General features: G+C 72.2%; 17 protein-coding genes. 6 read left to right on the top strand and 11 right to left on the bottom strand.

Annotated features, from left to right (window positions below):
* From E1264_RS27090 to E1264_RS27065, 6 genes are all read left to right on the top strand, one after another.
* On the top strand, positions 1-827 hold an 827-nt coding region (locus E1264_RS27090), incomplete at its 5' end, for a hypothetical protein (RefSeq protein ID WP_207936278.1).
* Positions 820-1,629, top strand: a complete 810-nt coding sequence (locus E1264_RS27085; RefSeq protein ID WP_132178267.1) for an alpha/beta hydrolase — start codon at positions 820-822, stop codon at positions 1,627-1,629. The genes E1264_RS27090 and E1264_RS27085, both read left to right, overlap by 8 nt.
* The gene (locus tag E1264_RS27080) at positions 1,626-2,792 is read left to right on the top strand and encodes a thiolase domain-containing protein (protein ID WP_132178266.1); all 1,167 of its coding nucleotides are present in this window, start codon (positions 1,626-1,628) and stop codon (positions 2,790-2,792) included. Before E1264_RS27085 ends, E1264_RS27080 begins: the two co-directional genes overlap by 4 nt.
* The gene (locus E1264_RS27075; RefSeq protein ID WP_132178265.1) at positions 2,789-3,217 is read left to right on the top strand and encodes a Zn-ribbon domain-containing OB-fold protein; all 429 of its coding nucleotides are present in this window, start codon (positions 2,789-2,791) and stop codon (positions 3,215-3,217) included. Before E1264_RS27080 ends, E1264_RS27075 begins: the two co-directional genes overlap by 4 nt.
* A gap of 129 nt (positions 3,218-3,346) precedes the next feature.
* Entirely contained in the window at positions 3,347-4,765 is a 1,419-nt protein-coding gene (locus tag E1264_RS27070; protein ID WP_207936276.1) for an MFS transporter, read from the top strand.
* A 25-nt stretch (positions 4,766-4,790) separates the two neighbouring features.
* The gene (locus E1264_RS27065) at positions 4,791-5,576 is read left to right on the top strand and encodes a DUF899 family protein (RefSeq protein ID WP_132178264.1); all 786 of its coding nucleotides are present in this window, start codon (positions 4,791-4,793) and stop codon (positions 5,574-5,576) included.
* Between the two features lie 46 nt (positions 5,577-5,622).
* Here the strand turns inward: E1264_RS27065 and E1264_RS27060 are convergent, their stop codons facing one another.
* The 11 genes from E1264_RS27060 to E1264_RS27010 all read right to left on the bottom strand — a co-directional run.
* A complete protein-coding gene (locus E1264_RS27060; protein ID WP_132178263.1) occupies positions 5,623-7,572 on the bottom strand; it encodes an FAD-dependent monooxygenase in 1,950 nt (649 codons plus the stop codon).
* Positions 7,573-7,606: 34 nt separating this feature from the next.
* A complete protein-coding gene (locus tag E1264_RS27055) occupies positions 7,607-8,377 on the bottom strand; it encodes an Asp/Glu racemase (RefSeq protein WP_132178262.1) in 771 nt (256 codons plus the stop codon).
* Entirely contained in the window at positions 8,374-8,964 is a 591-nt protein-coding gene (locus E1264_RS27050) for a GNAT family N-acetyltransferase (RefSeq protein WP_132178261.1), read from the bottom strand. The genes E1264_RS27055 and E1264_RS27050 overlap by 4 nt, the downstream gene beginning before the upstream one ends.
* Complete coding sequence (locus E1264_RS27045; protein ID WP_132178260.1) at positions 8,961-9,371, bottom strand: OB-fold domain-containing protein; 411 nt, start codon at positions 9,369-9,371, stop codon at positions 8,961-8,963. The genes E1264_RS27050 and E1264_RS27045 overlap by 4 nt, the downstream gene beginning before the upstream one ends.
* Positions 9,368-10,528, bottom strand: coding sequence for an acetyl-CoA acetyltransferase (locus E1264_RS27040; protein WP_132178259.1), 1,161 nt, complete (start codon positions 10,526-10,528; stop codon positions 9,368-9,370). The genes E1264_RS27045 and E1264_RS27040 overlap by 4 nt, the downstream gene beginning before the upstream one ends.
* Positions 10,529-10,575: 47 nt before the next feature.
* Positions 10,576-11,799: an amidohydrolase family protein gene (locus E1264_RS27035; protein ID WP_132178258.1), complete on the bottom strand. Its 1,224-nt coding sequence runs from the start codon at positions 11,797-11,799 to the stop codon at positions 10,576-10,578.
* Positions 11,796-12,743 carry an SDR family NAD(P)-dependent oxidoreductase gene (locus E1264_RS27030; protein ID WP_132178257.1) on the bottom strand — a complete coding sequence of 316 codons (948 nt, stop codon included), beginning with the start codon at positions 12,741-12,743 and terminating at the stop codon, positions 11,796-11,798. Before E1264_RS27030 ends, E1264_RS27035 begins: the two co-directional genes overlap by 4 nt.
* Before the next feature lie 25 nt (positions 12,744-12,768).
* The gene (locus E1264_RS27025) at positions 12,769-14,010 is read right to left on the bottom strand and encodes an alpha/beta hydrolase (RefSeq protein ID WP_132178256.1); all 1,242 of its coding nucleotides are present in this window, start codon (positions 14,008-14,010) and stop codon (positions 12,769-12,771) included.
* Positions 14,007-14,258: a hypothetical protein gene (locus tag E1264_RS27020; RefSeq protein WP_132178255.1), complete on the bottom strand. Its 252-nt coding sequence runs from the start codon at positions 14,256-14,258 to the stop codon at positions 14,007-14,009. The genes E1264_RS27025 and E1264_RS27020 overlap by 4 nt, the downstream gene beginning before the upstream one ends.
* A 1-nt stretch (position 14,259) precedes the next feature.
* Positions 14,260-14,841, bottom strand: a complete 582-nt coding sequence (locus E1264_RS27015; protein ID WP_132178254.1) for a VOC family protein — start codon at positions 14,839-14,841, stop codon at positions 14,260-14,262.
* Positions 14,842-14,950: 109 nt separating this feature from the next.
* Positions 14,951-16,626, bottom strand: a 1,676-nt coding sequence (locus E1264_RS27010) for an AMP-binding protein (RefSeq protein WP_132178253.1), incomplete at its 5' end; no start/stop codon positions are given.

Genomic DNA, 16,626 nt, shown 5'->3' with positions numbered 1-16,626 from the left:
GTTCTGAACCCGCCCCTGACCCCGAGGGAGACCTGATGTCCGAGGATGCCGCACCGGCCGTGGGCACGCGTTCGCGCAGCGCCCGTCATGTCGCCGGGGCCCCCGACGCCACGGCCGGCCCGCCGTACGCCGCGGACCTGCCGATCCTGCTGCGGCTGCTGGAGCAGGTACGCCCGGCCGACGGCGCGGAGCTGGTGTCGTTGCGCTGGGACCCGCAGAGCCCGCCTCCCCCCGTGGAGAACGGCGGGACGGCCGTGCGCCTGGAGGCCACCGTCACCAGGCGGGTGGCCGGTGCCGGCCCCGCGCGGGCGACGATCCACCAGGCGGTGCACGTCGTGGACGATCTCGACCGTGTCCGGTCGCGGTCGACGGTGGCCTGGAGCGTACCGGTCGTGCTGGACCGGGAGGCGGCCGCGGAGTGGGAGGCGGCCGACTTCGCGTCGGTGCGCTGGGGCGGCCGGCTGCGCGAGCGGCTGGCCGGCGACGCCCGCTTCGCCGCCGCCGCGCGCAGCTTCGACGGCGCGATCGCGTTCGCCGCCCAGGACCGGCAGGCGCACTTCCGGATCTACCGGGGCGAGGTCATCGACGTCGCGCGCAAATCCCTGGACGGCGCGACGTTCACGGTCGAGGGCGCCGACCTCGCGTGGGTCGGCCTGCTCACCGCCGATTCCAACGACTTCATCCGCCGCACGAGCGACGGCCTGTTCCGCGTCCAGGGCAGCGGCTACCAGTACCTGCGCATGATCAAGACGGTCATGATCATGCTCGACCACGCCCGCGAGCTGGCCCGCGAGAGCGCGCCCGAGAGGGAGGCGACCCGTGCATAACGCCGACTACCTGGAGCTCGACGGCAGGCTGGCGTTCGTCGAGAGCTGGCCGGGCGAGCGCCCGGCCGTCCTGTGCGTCCACACGGCCGGGCAGAGCGGCGTGCAGTACCGGCACGTGGCCGCCGGGCTGGCCGAGCTGGGCTTCGGGGTCGTCGTGCCCGACCTCCCGGGACACGGCCGCTCGGAGCCGGCACCCGGCGGGCCGGTCAGCGACCTGTCCTGGTACACCGACTGGTGCGTGCGGCTGATCGCCGCGCTGGGGCTGGAGCGCCCCTACCTGCTGGGCTGCTCGATCGGCGGCAGCATCGCGCTGGACATCGCCACGAAGATGCCGGACGGCCTGTCCGGAGTGGTCGCGCTGGACCCGTCCGGGGTGCTCGGCAGCGACGGCGGACCGCCGCCGCAACCGGCCCTGGAGGACTCCGGCTCCCCGAGCATGCGCGACCGCACCTACTACGGCACGGTCGAAGCCTGCGGACGATCCGTCCCGGCCGAGCGGGTCGAGCTGATCGCGCAGATGCACTGCCGCGAGGACTGGCACATCACCGTCAGCGACATCCACGGCGCGCTCACCCACGACATCCGCGACGCGCTGGCCCGCATCACGTGCCCGGTGCGGATCCTCGCCGGCGAGGACGACTACTTCGTGCCGCCGAGCCGCGTCCGGCGCATCGCCGCCCTCGTCCCGCACGCGGCCTTCGAGCTGATGCCGGGCGTCGGGCACTACCCGATGGAGGAGATCCCGGACTTCGCGGCGCGCTTCGAGCGCTGGGTGAAGGACTTCGAGGAGGTCGCGCCGTGACGGTACGCGGCGCGGCGTTCATCGTCGGCGCCCACGAGCATCCGCGCCGCGACATCCCCGACCTGTCGGTGGCGGAGATCCACGCCGAGGTGGCGCTCGCGGCGCTGGCCGACGCCGGGCTGTCCCCGTCGGACGTCGACGCCTACTTCTGCGACTCCGACGCTCCGGGCGTGGGGCCGCTGTCGATGGCGGAGTACCTGGGGGTGCGCTGCCGGTACCTGGACACGACCGAGACGGGCGGCGCGTCGTACCTGTCGCACGTCGGGCACGCCGCCGCCGCGGTCGCCGCCGGCAAATGCCACGTCGCGCTGGTCGTCATGGGCGGTCGCCCGCGCACCCTGCGGCTCGCCTCCGGGCCGGACCTGTCCGGGGCGCCGGAGACGCATTACGAGACGCACTGGGGGATCACGGACACCGTCCACAACTACGCGCTGGCCGCCATGCGGCACATGCACGAGTTCGGGACGACGAGCCGGCAGCTCGCCGAGGTGAAGGTGGCCGCGTCGCTGCACGCGCAGCACAACCCGAACGCGTTCCTGCGCAAGCCGGTCACCGTCGACGACGTGGTGAACTCGCCGATGATCAGCGATCCGCTGCACCGGCTGGACTGCTGCGTCATGACCGACGGCGGCGGCGCGGTGGTCGTGGCCGCCGCGCAGGTCGCCCGGCGGCTGCCGCGCAGGTCGGTCGCCGTCCTCGGGCACGGCGAGGCGGCCAAGGGCACCGGCCTCGGGCGTCCCGACCTGACGTACACGGCGGGGGCCTGGTCCGGCCCGGCGGCGTTCGCCGAGGCCCGGGTGACGCCCGCCGACATCGACTACGCCTCGATCTACGACTCCTTCACCATCACGGCGCTGATGGCGCTGGAGGACCTGGGCTTCTGCGAGAAAGGTGAGGGCGGACGGTTCGTCCAGGACGGCGCACTGCTCGCCCCGCACGGAACGCTGCCCATGAACACCGACGGCGGAGGGCTGTGCAACAACCAGCCCGACAACCGGGGAGGGATGGCGCGGATGATCGAGGCGGTGCGCCAGCTACGCGGCGAGGCCGCGGCGGAGGTGCAGGTGCCCGACTGCCGCCTGGCGGTCGTGCACGGCTCGGGCGGGCGGCTGGCCACCCGAAGCTCCGCGGCCACCCTGATCCTGGGACGTGAGGACGCATGAGCACCCCCTTGCCCCCGGCCGATTTCCCACCGGACGAGACCTTCTGGACGGCCACCGCCGAGGGGCGGCTCCTGCTCCCCCGCTGCGAATCGTGCGCGACGGTGATCTGGTATCCGCGTCCGTTCTGCCCGCGCTGCGGCGGCCGCGACGTCACCTGGTTCCCGGCGTCGGGCGAGGCGACCGTCTACTCGTACACGGTGGTGCGCAAGGCGCGCGGTGAGTACCGCGACCTCACCCCGTACGTCGTGGCCTATGTCGAACTGGCCGAGGGACCGAGAATCCTCACCAACATCGTGGGCTGTGACCCGTCCGAGGTGATCATCGGCCAGCCCGTGACACTGGTGTTCGACGCCCCGAAGGAGGGTGCCGCCGCAAGGCTGTACCGCTTCCGCCCGCTCCCCGCACACGACGACGCCAACCCGTGAGAAACAGCCCGAGCAAGGCGTAGGCCACCCCTCAACGAAGTGATTGACTTAACTCCGCCCGTTCGATGTCGATCTCGGCAGACCTCCTTCGTCGGTTGGCAAACCGACCCGACAGAGGAAGTCATACCGATGACACAGCTACAGACCCATGCCGAGGGCCGGACCGTCCCCGAAGCAGCCCTGACCAGGCCGGTCAAGCGAGGATTGGTGCTGGTGCTCGCCTGTGCGGCCCAGGCCATCGTCAGCCTGGACATGGCGATCGTGAACGTCGCGTTGCCGTCCATCCAGCGTGATCTGGGCTTCGGCCACGGCGGCCTGCAGTGGGTGATCGTCGCGTACGGCCTGCTGCTCGGCGGATTCCTGATCTACGGCGGGCGAACGACCGACCGCTTCGGACGCCGGCGGATCTACCTCGCCGGGCTCGCCGTCTTCACCGGCGCATCCGTCCTGGCCGGTGTGGCGACCGATCCCGGGTACCTGATCGCGGCCCGCGCCCTGCAAGGACTCGGCGCCGCACTGATCGTGCCGGCGGCCCTGTCGTTGCTGGCCGTCACCTTCCCCGAGGGGCGGGAACGCAATCGCGCGCTCGCCCTCTTCGGCGGCGTCGGCGGGATGGCCGCATCGGTCGGCGTCGTCGCCAGCGGCCTGCTGACAGCCGGTCCCGGCTGGCGCTGGACCTTCTACATCAACATCCCGGTCGGCGTCGTGCTGATTCTGCTCGCCGCCATGTTCCTGGCCGTCGACCGGCTCAGCGACCGCCGTCCCCGCCTCGATCTCCCCGGCGCGATCACCGTCACCGGCGGGCTGCTGCTGTTCGTCTACGCCCTGCATCACGGGACGGTCCACGGCTGGCTGTCCGGGTCGACCCTTGCCCTGTTCGCGACGGCTGTGCTGCTGCTGGTGGCGTTCGTGCGGATCGAGGCCCGGTCCGCCGCTCCCCTGGTTCCACTCTCGATCTTCCGGAACCCCAGCCTGGTCGCCGGCAACGTGACCGCGTTCCTGGCCACGTCCGCGTTCCTGTCGTTCATCTTCATCGGCTCACTTCTGATGCAGCAGCAACTCGGCTACACCCCGACCGAGACCGGGCTGGCCTGGCTGGCAACGACCGCGACGATCCTGCCGACAGCGATGATCGGCGCCCGGCTGGCGACCCGGATGAACGTGGGCCGGCTGATGATCATCGGCCTGGCCTTCTTCACCTTCGGCGCGGTGTGGCTGGCCAGGATCCCGGCCGATGCCGGATACCTGGACGGCCTGCTGATGCCCTTCCTCTGTGCCGGTATCGGGTTCGGGCTGTGCGAGCCCGCCATCCAGATCGGCGCCCTGACCGGAGTGGCCCACTCCGATGCCGGGCTGGCATCCGGCCTGGTCGAGACCACTCGCGAGGTCGGCGGCGCGACCGGTGTCGCGGCCGTGTCCACCGTGCTGGTCATGAACTCCGGCCTGGACAGCTTCCACACCGCATTCGCCGCCATCGGCGTCCTGACCCTCCTGAGCGTGATCACCGCAGCGGTCGGATTCGCCCGACCCGCCCATCGGCCCACCTGACCTTCAACCAAGGGAACTGATTCAGATGACCATCGAGAACGCACCCGAGCCCACCATCACCGACCGAGCCACCTTCGAGTCCAACCTGGCCGCTCTACGGCGCCGGGAGAAGGCGCACACCCGGGCCGGCGACGCGATCGCCGCAGCCCGACGCCGACTGCCCGTGGTCGAAATGGACGCCGGCACCCCGCTGATCGGGCCCGACGGCCCGGTCCCGCTGATCGACACGTTCGAGGGCCGCCAACAGCTGATCGCGTACTACTTCATGTGGTATCCCGGACGGCCCGCGGCCGAGCAATGCGAAGGCTGCACCTGGAACAACACCCAGCTCGACGAACTGTCCTACGTCCACTCCCGAGACATCACCTACGCCGTGTTCTGCCAGGGCCCCTACGACGAGAGCATCCGGTACCACGACTTCATGAACTGGACGATGCCCTGGTACTCCGCACAGCAGTCACTCGACACCCTTCTGGTCGGACGACAGATCGGCCTGATGCACGTCGTCTGCTATCTGCGACGCGGGGATCGCGTCTTCGAGACCTACTGGACCACCCGGCGCGGCGTCGAGGCCGTCGACATCAACTACCGCCTCATGGACCTCACCATCTACGGACGGCAGGAACCATGGGAGGACTCACCAGAGGGCTGGCCACAATCCCACGAGGAGGACACCCGGACCAACGGCCGGCCCACCGCCCAATGGTCACGGATCAACGCCGGACGATCCGACGACCTCACCGATGGTTCACCGGGCCCCGCGGAACCATCGGCATCGCCCGACTCCGGAGGTTGTGGCGCGTGTCGGTGAAACCGCCCGAACGACGAGACCAGCGGGCCCCCGATGTCAGAACTCTTCAGTCGAGCGGATCGGTGCCGGTTGATGGGCGATGTCTCAGCGGGGCGGGTGATGGTAGGGGTGCCGGCCAGGATTCGGCGAGGTCGATGCGGCTCGCGACGACCTCGGTGCGCAGTTGTTCCGCGGTGAACGCGGGGCCGCCGACTAGCACGCGCAGGCCCGTTGCCCGGCGCACCTGCTCGGCCAGTTGTACGGTCGCGAGCCGCGCCGTGGCGTCGGGCCCGGCCGGTTGGAGCCGGACGATGTCGAGACCGGCGCCGGCGAGGTGTTCCAGGCCGTCCACGAGCGCCTCGGCCCCGGTTCGGTACGGCGTCGTCTGGGGCCAGCCCAGGTCCACCGCGACCAGGCGCAGGGAGGCGCTGTCCTTGCGAAGGACTCTTATGGCGTCGGTGAGGCGGCGCAGCGAGTTCAGGTCGGTCGAGGAAGCGGAGAGATCGAACTCGACGAGCCGGAACTCGGCCTCGACGGCCTTGGCGTGCGCCGGCTGGTCGTCGGCGGCGATCCGGACCCCGAGCATGGCCGGTGTCAGAGCGGACACACGCTGGTTGATGTCGCGCCAGGAGTCGGCGTCGAACTCCGCGCCGGTCAGGTCGGCGATGACGGCGGCGGCGCCGCAGAGCGCCAGGCCGCCGAACAGCGTGAGCTTGGCGTCGCGGTCGCGGTCCGGGCCGACCTGGAGCGGTGGCTTGGTGACGACCAGCCGGCTGGGCAGGACGTCGTCGCGGACGCGGACGGGGCTGCACAGCGGGTCGTCGGCGCGGCCGCCGGCCCCGGTCGCCGCCGCGACCGCGTCGTCGAAGCCCGCGCGGACCGTCCGCGCGAAGTCCGGAAAGGCCGCCCGGACGCGGTCGAAGGACAGCGCGCCGGTGCGGGTCAGGTAGTCGAAGGCGAGGTCGGCGGCGTCACGGTCGAGGCGCCGGCTCATGGTCTCCCACCAGAGCTGGCTGGCCTCGGCCCGCATCTGGAGCCTCTCGACGATCGGGCGCCGCCGCTCTTCGTAGCGCTGGAAGGCCGATTCGGGGCGGGGTTGCGAGGTGAGTTCCGTCGCCAGGGTGATGGCGTCGTCCATGGCCAGGGTGGTGCCCGATCCGACGGAGAAGTGGGCGGTGTGCGCGGCGTCCCCGATGAGGACGACGTTGCCCGCGCTCCAGCGCCCGCACCGGATGTTGCGGAACCGGGCCCAGCGCGAGTTGTTCGCCTGCAGCCGTTCCCCGCCGAGGTCCGCGGCGAACACCCGCTCCAGGTAACGCCGGCTGACCTCGTCGCTGGCACCGGGCGCCGCGGCGGAGGCGTCGAATCCGTCCAGGCCCGCGTTGCGCCAGCTGCGCTCGTCCGTCTCGACGAGGAACGTCGCGAGCCCGGGGGCGTAGGGGTAGGCGTGCGCCGCCCAGGACCCGTGTTCGTTCTCCACGAAGCTGAACGTCATCGCGTCGAGATCGAGGTTCGCGCCGAGCCAGATGTACATGGCGCTGCCGGAACCCTCGCGGACGTCGAACCGGTCGGCCAGCGCGCCGCGCGTGCCGCTGTGCACGCCGTCGGCGCCGACGACGACGGTGGCGGACCCCACCTCGGCCAGCCGCATCCGCCGGTCGAAGACGATGCGGGCTCCGGCGTCGGCGGCCTGCTCGCGAAGCGTCGTGAGCAGCGCCTGCCGCGCGATCGCCGTGCCGCCCTGCTCACCCCAGCGGATGGTGGTTCCGCGATGCCGCAGCTCCATCCCGTGGCCGGGGACCCCGGCCGCGGCGAGGCGGTGGTGGGTGCCCGGGTCGACCTCGGCGAGGTTCGCCATCGTGCGATCGCCGAGGCCGATGCCGAACCCGATCGTCGCGTCGGCCGGGTTCCGCTCGTAGACGGTCACGTCCCAGCTCGGGTCCATGAGACGGACGAGGCGCGCGAAGAACAGGCCCGCCGGGCCTCCGCCGAGGCAGGCCACGCTTTTCGTTGACAACTCTTCTCCATTCGTGGGCTTCGAGTCCGCCCGGTCACGTCCCGCCGAGCAGGCGCCCGGCGCCGGGGACGACGGGACGCAGCCCGAGCCCGGTCAGCAGCCGGTGCACCGTCGCGGTCGCGGCCGTCACGACGGGCAGGCCGCAGCCGTCCTCGATCCGCTGGACGACCGGCAGGGACGGCATCTGCACGCAGGCCGACAGGACGAGCGCGTCGCAACCGGTCAAATCGAGCTTTCGGTAGTGGCCGACCAGGTCCTGCGGGTCCAGCCGGCCCACCGCCAGGTTGTCCGCGACACCGAGGCTCAGTGCGTCCCGCACCGCTATGCCCTCCGCCGCGAGGTAGTCGCGGACCAGCCCGGTCAGCGAGTCGACGTAGGGCGTCACCATCGCGACCGTCTTCGCGCCGAGCACGCCCAGCGCGGACACGAGCGCGCCGGCGCTGGAGATGACCGGGGCCGGCGAGCCGTTCCCGGCGGCCGTCCCGGCAAGGTCGCGTTCGGCACGGCGGTGGTGTCCGCCACCCCGCGCCATGATCGCCACCAGGCAGGCGTAGGCGTAGGCGTCGCAGCGGGCGTCGGACAGCTCCGCCACGCACCGGCCGCCCTCGGCGTCCATCCGCCGGAGTTCCTCGGCGGTGACGTGCCGCATGCGCATCCGGCTCGAATGGACGGTGAACTCCTCGTCCGGGACGAGGGATCGGCGGCGTGCGAGCATCGCGGGGATCTCGGTCTCCATCGTCGTGTTCGAGCTCGGGACGATGAGACCGAGCCGGTAGGGCGCCGCGCGCCCGGTCCGTGCGCTCATCCCCGCGGCTCCCGGCGCAGGAACCACACGTGCGGGCCGCCGTCGCCGACGGAGTCCTCGCCGACCACGTCGAAACCCTGCTTGGTATAGAAGCGGACGTTGATCTCGGTGGACGTGTCGGTCAGCGCGGGTACGCCGTCCCTGTCGCACCGGGCGAGGGCGGGCTCCAGCACACGGCTTCCAAGGCCCCTGCCCTGCCAGTCGGGGTGCGTGGCCATCGACGCCAGGTACCAGTGGGGCTCCTGCGGGCGGTACTTCGCCTGGAGGGCGCCGGCCGCCATCGCGGCTCCGGCCCGGTCGCCCATCAGCTCGACGAGGCGCTCGCCGTGCCGCTCCTCGAACCGCCCGTCCGGCCCGTCGTGCCCTGGAGGGAACCAGGACGCGACGGCCGCGCAGTCGTCGCTGACCCACACCCCGCCGATCGAGCGCCCGAAGTTCACGACGTAGAGGGTGTAGAGCTCGACCAGCCGCCGGTACCGTTCGTTCGCGTCGACCGTCCAGGCGATCCACGGGTCGTTGAGGAACGCCCTCGCCAGGGTGATCGGGATCTGGTTCACGTCGGCGTCGTTCGCGAGCCGGATGGTCATGGGCCTTGCCTTTCACAGGTTTTCGGAATCGTCGTGAAGACGGGGAGGGGCGGGGCGTCGCGGCGGTCGCGCCAGGCCACCCGGACCCGGTCGCCGATGGCCGCCGTCCCGCCGATGATGTTGCTGACCAGGCGGGGCCCCTCGGCGAGTTCGATCACCGCCACCAGGTACGGCGGGTCGAGCCCTTCGAGGACGCGGACGTGCACCTCGGTCAGCGAGTGGACGGCCCCCGTCCCGGCGGCGGCGACCCAGCGCACGTCGGAGCCGTCGCAGGAGAGGCAGAACGGGCGCGGGTAGAACTGGTGCGCCCCGCACGCCGCGCACCGCTGGACGCGCAGTTCGCCTTGGCGGCAGCCGTCCCAGAAAGGGGCGGTGAGGGGATCGCCGTAGGTCTCGTCGTCGCTCATCGGGCCAGCACCACCGTGGAGGCGGTCGAGTTGTAGCCGCCCACGCCGTGCGCCACAGCGATCTCCGCGCCGGGCACCTGCCGGTCTCCGGCCTCGCCGCGCAGCTGCCGGACCGCCTCGACGAGCAGCAGCGCGCCAAGGGCGCCCGGATGGTTGTACGACAGGCCGCCGCCGGACGTCAGGGCCGGAAGCCGCCCGCCGGGGGCGAGGGTCCCGCCCTCGACGAACGCTCCGGCCTCGCCCTTGGCGCAGAACCCGAGGTCTTCCAGCGCCATCAGCACCGTGATGGTGAACGAGTCGTAGGGTTCGAGCACGTCCACGTCGGCGGCGGTGATCCCGGCCATGCCGAACGCCTCGCGCCCTGACACCACACCGGCGGATGTGGTGAGATCCGGCATCGACGCCAGGTGCCAATGGGTGTGGCTCTCGCCGGCGCCGAGCACCTTGACGGCCCGCTTGGCGGCGTCGCGTGCCCGGGCCTCGTGGGTGACGACCACGGCGGCGCCCCCGTCGGTGACCAGGCAGCAGTCGTGCCGGCGCAGCGGGGTGGAGATCATCCGCGAGGCGAGCACATCGTCGATCGTGAGGGGATCGCGGGACCACGCCTTGGGGTTGCGCCGGGCCCAGGCCCGCGCCGCGACCGCCACCTCGGCGAGGTGCTCCGGCTTCGTGCCGTACCGGTGCATGTGCCGGGCGGCCATCATGGCGTAGTGGCCGATGGGCGCCGGGAGCCCGAAGGGGGCCTCGAACTGCGCGCCCAGATCGGCCGAGCCGGCGTTGTCGGCCATCGTCCGCTGCCTGCGCGTCCGCTGCCTGGACGCGAAGCCGATCAGGGCCACCTCGCAGCGTCCCTCCGACACCGCCAGCATCGCGTGGTGGACGAACGCCTCGAACGCCGCGCCGCCGAGGTCGGAGGAGTCGGCGTACCGCGGCGCGGTGATCCCGAGGTACTCCCCGACCCGCACCGACCCCTCTTCGCCCATGTAGTTGACGAAGACGCCGTCGACGTCGCGGAGCGTCATGCCGGCCTCGGCGAGCGCCTCGCGCGCGGCGAGGGCGAACATCGACAGCTCGGTCTGGCCGTGGACCTCGCCGAGCGCCGTCTCGGCGACCCCGGCCACGTACACGGGACGACGGCCCCATGCCTTCCTGCTCACGTTTGTCCTCTCCCACCGATCAGGTCTCACTGGTCAGGTCTCACTGGTCACGCTTCGTCGCCGGGCAGGCGCCCGGCGGCGAGCACTCCGTCCTTGACGACCGCCCGCACCCGTTCCCGCAGCGTGTCCAGCTCCAGCGGGTCGCCCCGGACCACCACCAGATCGGCCCGCTTGCCGGGCTCCAGGGTCCCGAGCTCGTCGCGCAGCCCCAGGAGGGACGCGGCGGCCGAGGTGGCCGACACCAGGACCTCGGCGGGCGACATCCCGCCGTCCCGCATCAGCGCGAGCTCCTCCAGGTTCCGGCCGTGGGGGTAGCCGATGGCGTCCGTGCCCATGGCGACCGGCACCCCGGCGGCGACGGCGCGGCGGAACGAGTCGCGGTGCGCCTCGATCACCTCCCGGACCTTCAGCAGCGCCGACTCGCCGACCGCGGCGCCGTTCTGGGCGGCGTGCAGCACGCTGTACGGCGCGATCAGCGTCGGGACCAGCACCGTGCCGCGGTCCAGCATCATCGAGACGACGTCGTCGTCAAGGTAGATGCCGTGCTCGACGGACCGCACCCCGGCCAGCACCGCGTTGCGGACACCGGCCGTGGCCTGGGCGTGCGCCATCACGCCGAGCCCTGCCACCGACGCCTCGGTGACGGCCGTCCGCAGTTCCTCGGGGCTGAACTGCGGGCGCCGGGGGTCGGTGCCCGGGGACATGACGCCCCCAGAGGCCGCGACCTTCACCCAGTCCGCGCCGGCCCGGACCAGCTCGCGCACCCGGGTGCGCATCTGGTCGACGCCGTCGACCACCCCGCCGGGCAGCGCCGGGCTCCCCGGGAGGACGGGGACGCAGTGTCCCGACGGCAGCCACGGGTCGGCGTGACCGCCGGTCTGGCTCAGCATCGTGACGGCGATCCGCAGCCTTGGACCGCGCACCAGGCCGAGGTCGACGGCCCGTCTGGTCCCGAGGTCGGCACCGGCGGCGTCCCGCACGGTCGTGAGCCCGCAGTCGAGCAGCAGCCCCAGGTTGCGGGCCGCCGAGTAGTACTGGAGCGAGTGCGGCGCCTCCAGCTGCCGCAGCACGTCGTACTCGCTCACCATGACGTGGACGTGGCAGTCGATCAGGCCGGGGAGCAGCGCGTGCCCGGTCAGGTCGACGCCCGTGTCGCCGTCGAGCCCGGTGCCGACGGCGATGATCCTTCCGTCCTCGACGACGACGTCGCCCGCACCGGGCGCGGCGCCGGTCCCGTCGAAGATCCGCGCGCCGTGGTAGAGGGTCCTCATGGCAGGCTCACCGGGCCGGCGTAGTGGTCGATGCCCGGCGGGGTCAGCAGGTGCCCCGGCAGCTCGGCCGCCAGGGCCTCGACGGTCCAGCGCCCCTCGGCCCGGACCCGGGACGTGACGCGCGGCATCGACACCACGGCGACCTCGCTCCCCGAGCAGTGGAACACCTGGCCGTCCGCCGGGCAGCCGACCGATGCCAGCCAGCAGATCAGCGGGGAGACGTTCTCCGGCGCGGCGGCGTCGAAGCCCTCGGCCGGGACGGGCTCGCCCCCGGCCGGGACGGCGTCGCCCTCGGCCGGGGCCGCGTCGCCGTCGATGCCCGCCGTGATCCGGGTCCTCGCCCCAGGGGACACCGCGTTGGACCGTACGCCGTACCGCCCGCCTTCCAGCGAGACGCACCTCGACAGCGCGAGAACGCCCAGCTTGGCCGCGGCGTAGTTGGCCTGCCCGACGTTCCCGGCGAATCCCGCGATGGACGTGGTGTGCACGACGCTCGCGTCCGCCACCTCTCCGCCCTTCGCCCGCCGGCGCCAGTAGGCGAGCGCGTGATGGGTGGGGGCGGCGTGCCCCTTGAGATGCACGCGGACGACCGCGTCCCATTCGGCCTCGCTGAGCGCGGCCAGCGTCCGGTCGCGCAGGATTCCCGCGTTGTTGACCAGCGCGTCGAGGCGGCCGTAGGTGTCCAGCGCCAGCTCGATCAGCTCTCCGGCCTGCGCCCAGTCGGAGACGTCGTGGCCGCTGAGCACCGCCTCTCCGCCGCGGGCGCGGATCAGGGCGGCGACCTCGGCCGCCGGCGAGGTGTCGGCGCCCTCACCGCGCAGGTCGGCGCCCAGGTCGTTCACGACGACGCGCGCGCCGAGCCCGCCGGCCAGCAGGGCGTGGGCCCGGCCCAGGCCGCGCCCGGCGCCGGTGATGATGACGACACGGCCGTCAAGCGTGGTCACAGGGGTCTCCAGAGTTCGTCGGCGGTCAGGTGGCGAATCGGGCCGAGAGCCACTCGCACACGATCGGGTCGGCCTTCTCGGCGGCGATCCCGGGGCCGATCGGCTGCCCGAAATGATCGGCGCGGACGCGCACGTGGGTCTTGTCGCGCGAGCCGAGGTCGTCCACGATCCGCTGGGTCTGGCTCGGGAAGACGCAGTTGTCGCCGGTGTACTCGACGACGAGGGCCGGGCAGGTCACGGTCGGCGCCGTCCGGGCCATGTCCGCGTTGCTGGACAGGCCGGACCATGTCGAGAGCCATGCCTCGGGCGTGGTCATCCGGCCGAAGCCGAGCAGCCCGTAGTTGGTCACGTGCGGGCGGCGTCCCCAGACCGAGCCGTAGCGGCGGTCGGACGGGTCCAGGCTCAGGTCGACCGTCCTCGGGTCGGCGTCCGTCCGGTGGACGAGCACGACGGGCTGATGGGTGCCCAGCCGCTCGTCGGCCGCCGTGCCGCCCTTCTTGAAGCGGGCCCTGGCCTCCTGACGGCGGGCGATGCACTCCCGGGCGTACGCGTCGATGCGGGCGATCCGCGCGCGCTGGGCTTCGCGATACCGCCGGAGGAACGAGGGGTCGTAGCGGGAACTCTCCGGGGGCGGAGCGAACCCGTTGGCCGGATCGAAGAGGTCCAGCGAACGGTCGACCGACAGCGGGTCGCTCTCGTCGCTGACGGACGGGTCGACGCATTCGAGCAGCAGTGCCCCCTGCCCGGGGTGCGGAGCGACGTAGACGATGCCGTCCACCCCCGGCAGGTCGGCGTCAGGAAGCCCGACCGGGCGCCCGCCCGGCGTCACGGCGATCCGTCCGGAGGGCTCCCGCGCCGCCTGGTCCAGGTAGAACGTGTACAGGCTCGCCCCGCCGGAGTTCGCGAGGCACACGATGTGCCGGTAGTCCCGAGCCCGGAGGAAGGCCATGCCGGCGGCGATGTCGAGCAGCGCGTTCTCGTGCACGAGCCGCAGGTCTCCCCCACCGGCCCGGCCGAGCTGCGTCCACACCGAGAACCCGCGGTCCAGCAGGGACGGGATCAGGTAGTGCCGGGACGCGTCCGCTCTCGGATGCATGATCGTGACGACCGTCCGGGCGCCCGGGACCTCGTACAGCGTGCCGATCACGGCCGCCCCGTCCGCGGTGAACAGCACGTGGCTGCTCGGCGTCGCGTGCGCGGGCGGGGTGTTCGGGTACCAGTCGCCGTTGAGCACCGGGCGGCCGGACGCCGGAGCCGATGCCGTCATCGCCGTGCCGGCGCGATGCGGATCTCGTCCGCGTCATAGCGCAGCAGGTCGCCGTCGAAACCGCCGCCGAGCACGCTGAACCAGACGGCGTCGCGGAAGCTCGTCGCGGCGCGGCCGATCACGATCTCGCCGTCCGCCGCCACCTTGAGGTAGGCGCCGACCCGCGTGCGGGTGATCGGGGCGTCGGCCGTCGCGGCGTCGGCCAGCGGGGCGAACTCGGGTACGTCGAGTACGTAGAGCGCGGTCATGTCAGCCCTCGTCCTTCTCGTCCTTGTTCTCGTCGTCCTTCTCGATGAGTTCGGCCTTGCGGCGCCAGACCTTCTCCAGCGTCGGGTCGTCCTCGCCGAGCACGTCGAGCAGCGCTTCGAGCGACAGCCGGGCATCGTGCTCGTCGCGCTCGTCCAGCTCGCGCAACGGCCGGGTGACCTCGAAGATCATGCCGTTGGGGTCGCGTACGTAGATCGACTCGATGGTCTCGTGGGCGATCTGCGCGATGACGCGGATCCCGTGCTCCTCGAACCGCGCGCGCCAGTCGAGCAGGTCCTGCTCGGTGCGGACGTGGATCGCCAGGTGGTAGTCCGGGCGGGGCGTCTCGGGATCGGGGTCGACTCCGAAGTAGTAGAAGAACGCGAGCCGGTCGCCGTCGCCGATGTCGAAGAAGAAGTGCACGAAGTCCGGGTGGTCCTTCGGGCCCCAGCCCTTCGCGGTGATGATGTGCGGCGTTCCGAGCCCCATCACGTCGCGGTAGAAGCGGATCGTCCCCGCCGCGTCGGTGGTGACGTATGCCGCGTGGTCGACTCCGCGGAGCCGTGTCTGCAGCGTTCCGGTCACTGCGCTCCCCTCTCGCCGTAATTGTCGATTATTCTACGTAAACGTCAAATCGTCAAACAGGCGTGACCCCTTCCGGCCGGGCGCGACCGGTTCCAGAGGGTCGGCCGATCTAGCCGGTCTGGGCCTGCTCCTCTTGCAGCCGCCTGGCGATGAGCTCCCGCAGACCCTTCTTGGAGACCTTGCCGACGTCGGTGCGCGGGAAGTCCTGGACCACCTCGACCCGCTCGGGCAGCTTGAACTTCGCCAGCCCCTTCGCCAGCAGCAGTTCGGCGAAGTCCGCCACCGTGGGCGCGGTCCCGCCCGCGGAGAGCACGACGAACGCGCACACGCGCTCGCCGAGGATCCGGTCCGGCATGCCGACGACCGCGACCTCCGCGACGGCCGGATGCTCGACCAGGAGGGCCTCCAGCTCGTCGGCGTGGATCTTCTCGCCGCCGCGGCTGATGTTGTCGGTGATCCGGCCTTCGTGCGAGTAGTACAGGGTGCCGTCGATGAGGTGCGCACGGGCCAGGTCGCCCGTCCGGTAGAACCCGTCGCTCGTGAACGCCGTCCGGTTGCGCTCGGCGGCCCGGTAGTAGCCGCGGATCGTGTACGGGCCGCGCGCGGTGAGCTCGCCGATCTCGCCGACCGGCACCTCCTCCTCGGTGCCCGGACGCAGCAGCCGCACCTCGTCCCCGGGCGAGAGGGGGCGACCGCACGTGCCGTGCCGGGCCGCTTCGGGTTCGGACTCGTCCGCCGTGAGGAAGATGCCCTCGCCGGTGCCGTACAGCGGCACCATCGGGCAGCCGAACAGCTCCTCGGCCTGCCGCGCGATCGACGGGATCGACGGCGCGAAGAACATCCGCCGGACCGAGCCGAACTCCATGTCGGCGAGGCCCGGGTGCTCGCTGATCTCGGTGGCCAGCCCGGCGCCCATGAGCGTGTCGGTCACGCCCTCCTCGGCGATGACCCGTGTCATGTCCTCCAGGCGTGCGCGCGGTGCGAGGGCCAGCCGCCCGCCGCTCAGCAGCACGGCGTTCACCGCGCAGGTGATCCCGGCGTTGTGCATGATCGGGGTCGCCTGGAGGCCGACCGTGCCCGGCCCGAAGCCCCAGGTCTCGGCCCAGGCCCGGGCGTTGTAGGCGTATTCGCAGTGCAGCCTCGGGATCAGCTTCGGCACCCCGGTGGTGCCGCCGGACAGCTGGAAGACACCGACCGACTCGGGGGCGATCCGCCAGGTGCGCACGGTCGCCGCGGCCTCGTCGGCGTCCACCGCCTCGACCAGCTCCTCGTAGCGGTGCTGGCCCTCCATACCCGGCCCGCCGAAGACGACGACGGCCTGGATCGACGGATGCTCGGCGGCCATCTCGGCGGCGAAGCCCGGCAGGTCGTGCCCGCGGAAGCGATGCTCGACGAGATGGAGCCGGGCCCCGGTGTGCCGGATGAGGTACCCGATCTCCCTGGCCCGGTGCTGCGCGAGGCTGCAGATCGGCACCAGCCCGGCGCGGAGCACGCCGAAGTAGGCCACGACCGTGCCGACCTCGTTGCCGAGCTGGAAGATCACCGGATCGCCGGGCCGCAGGCCGAGGCGCCGCAGGGCGACCGCGAACCGGTCGGCCGCCCGGTCGAGCTCGCGGTAGGTGAGCCGCGCGGTGCCGGAGCTGACCGCCTCGTGCTCGGCGAAGCGCTCGGCGGTCTCGCGCAGTTCTTCGGCGAGCGTGAGCGCCCTCCAGTATCCGGCTTCCCGGTAGCGCCGCGCGAACTCGTCCGGGTACGGCACGACATCGTCGGCGGAGGGGGTGGAGG

The sequence above is a fragment of the Actinomadura sp. KC216 genome (genome assembly GCF_004348535.1).
Classification (GTDB): Bacteria; Actinomycetota; Actinomycetes; order Streptosporangiales; family Streptosporangiaceae; genus Spirillospora.
This window is presented reverse-complemented; position numbering and strand designations above follow the sequence as displayed.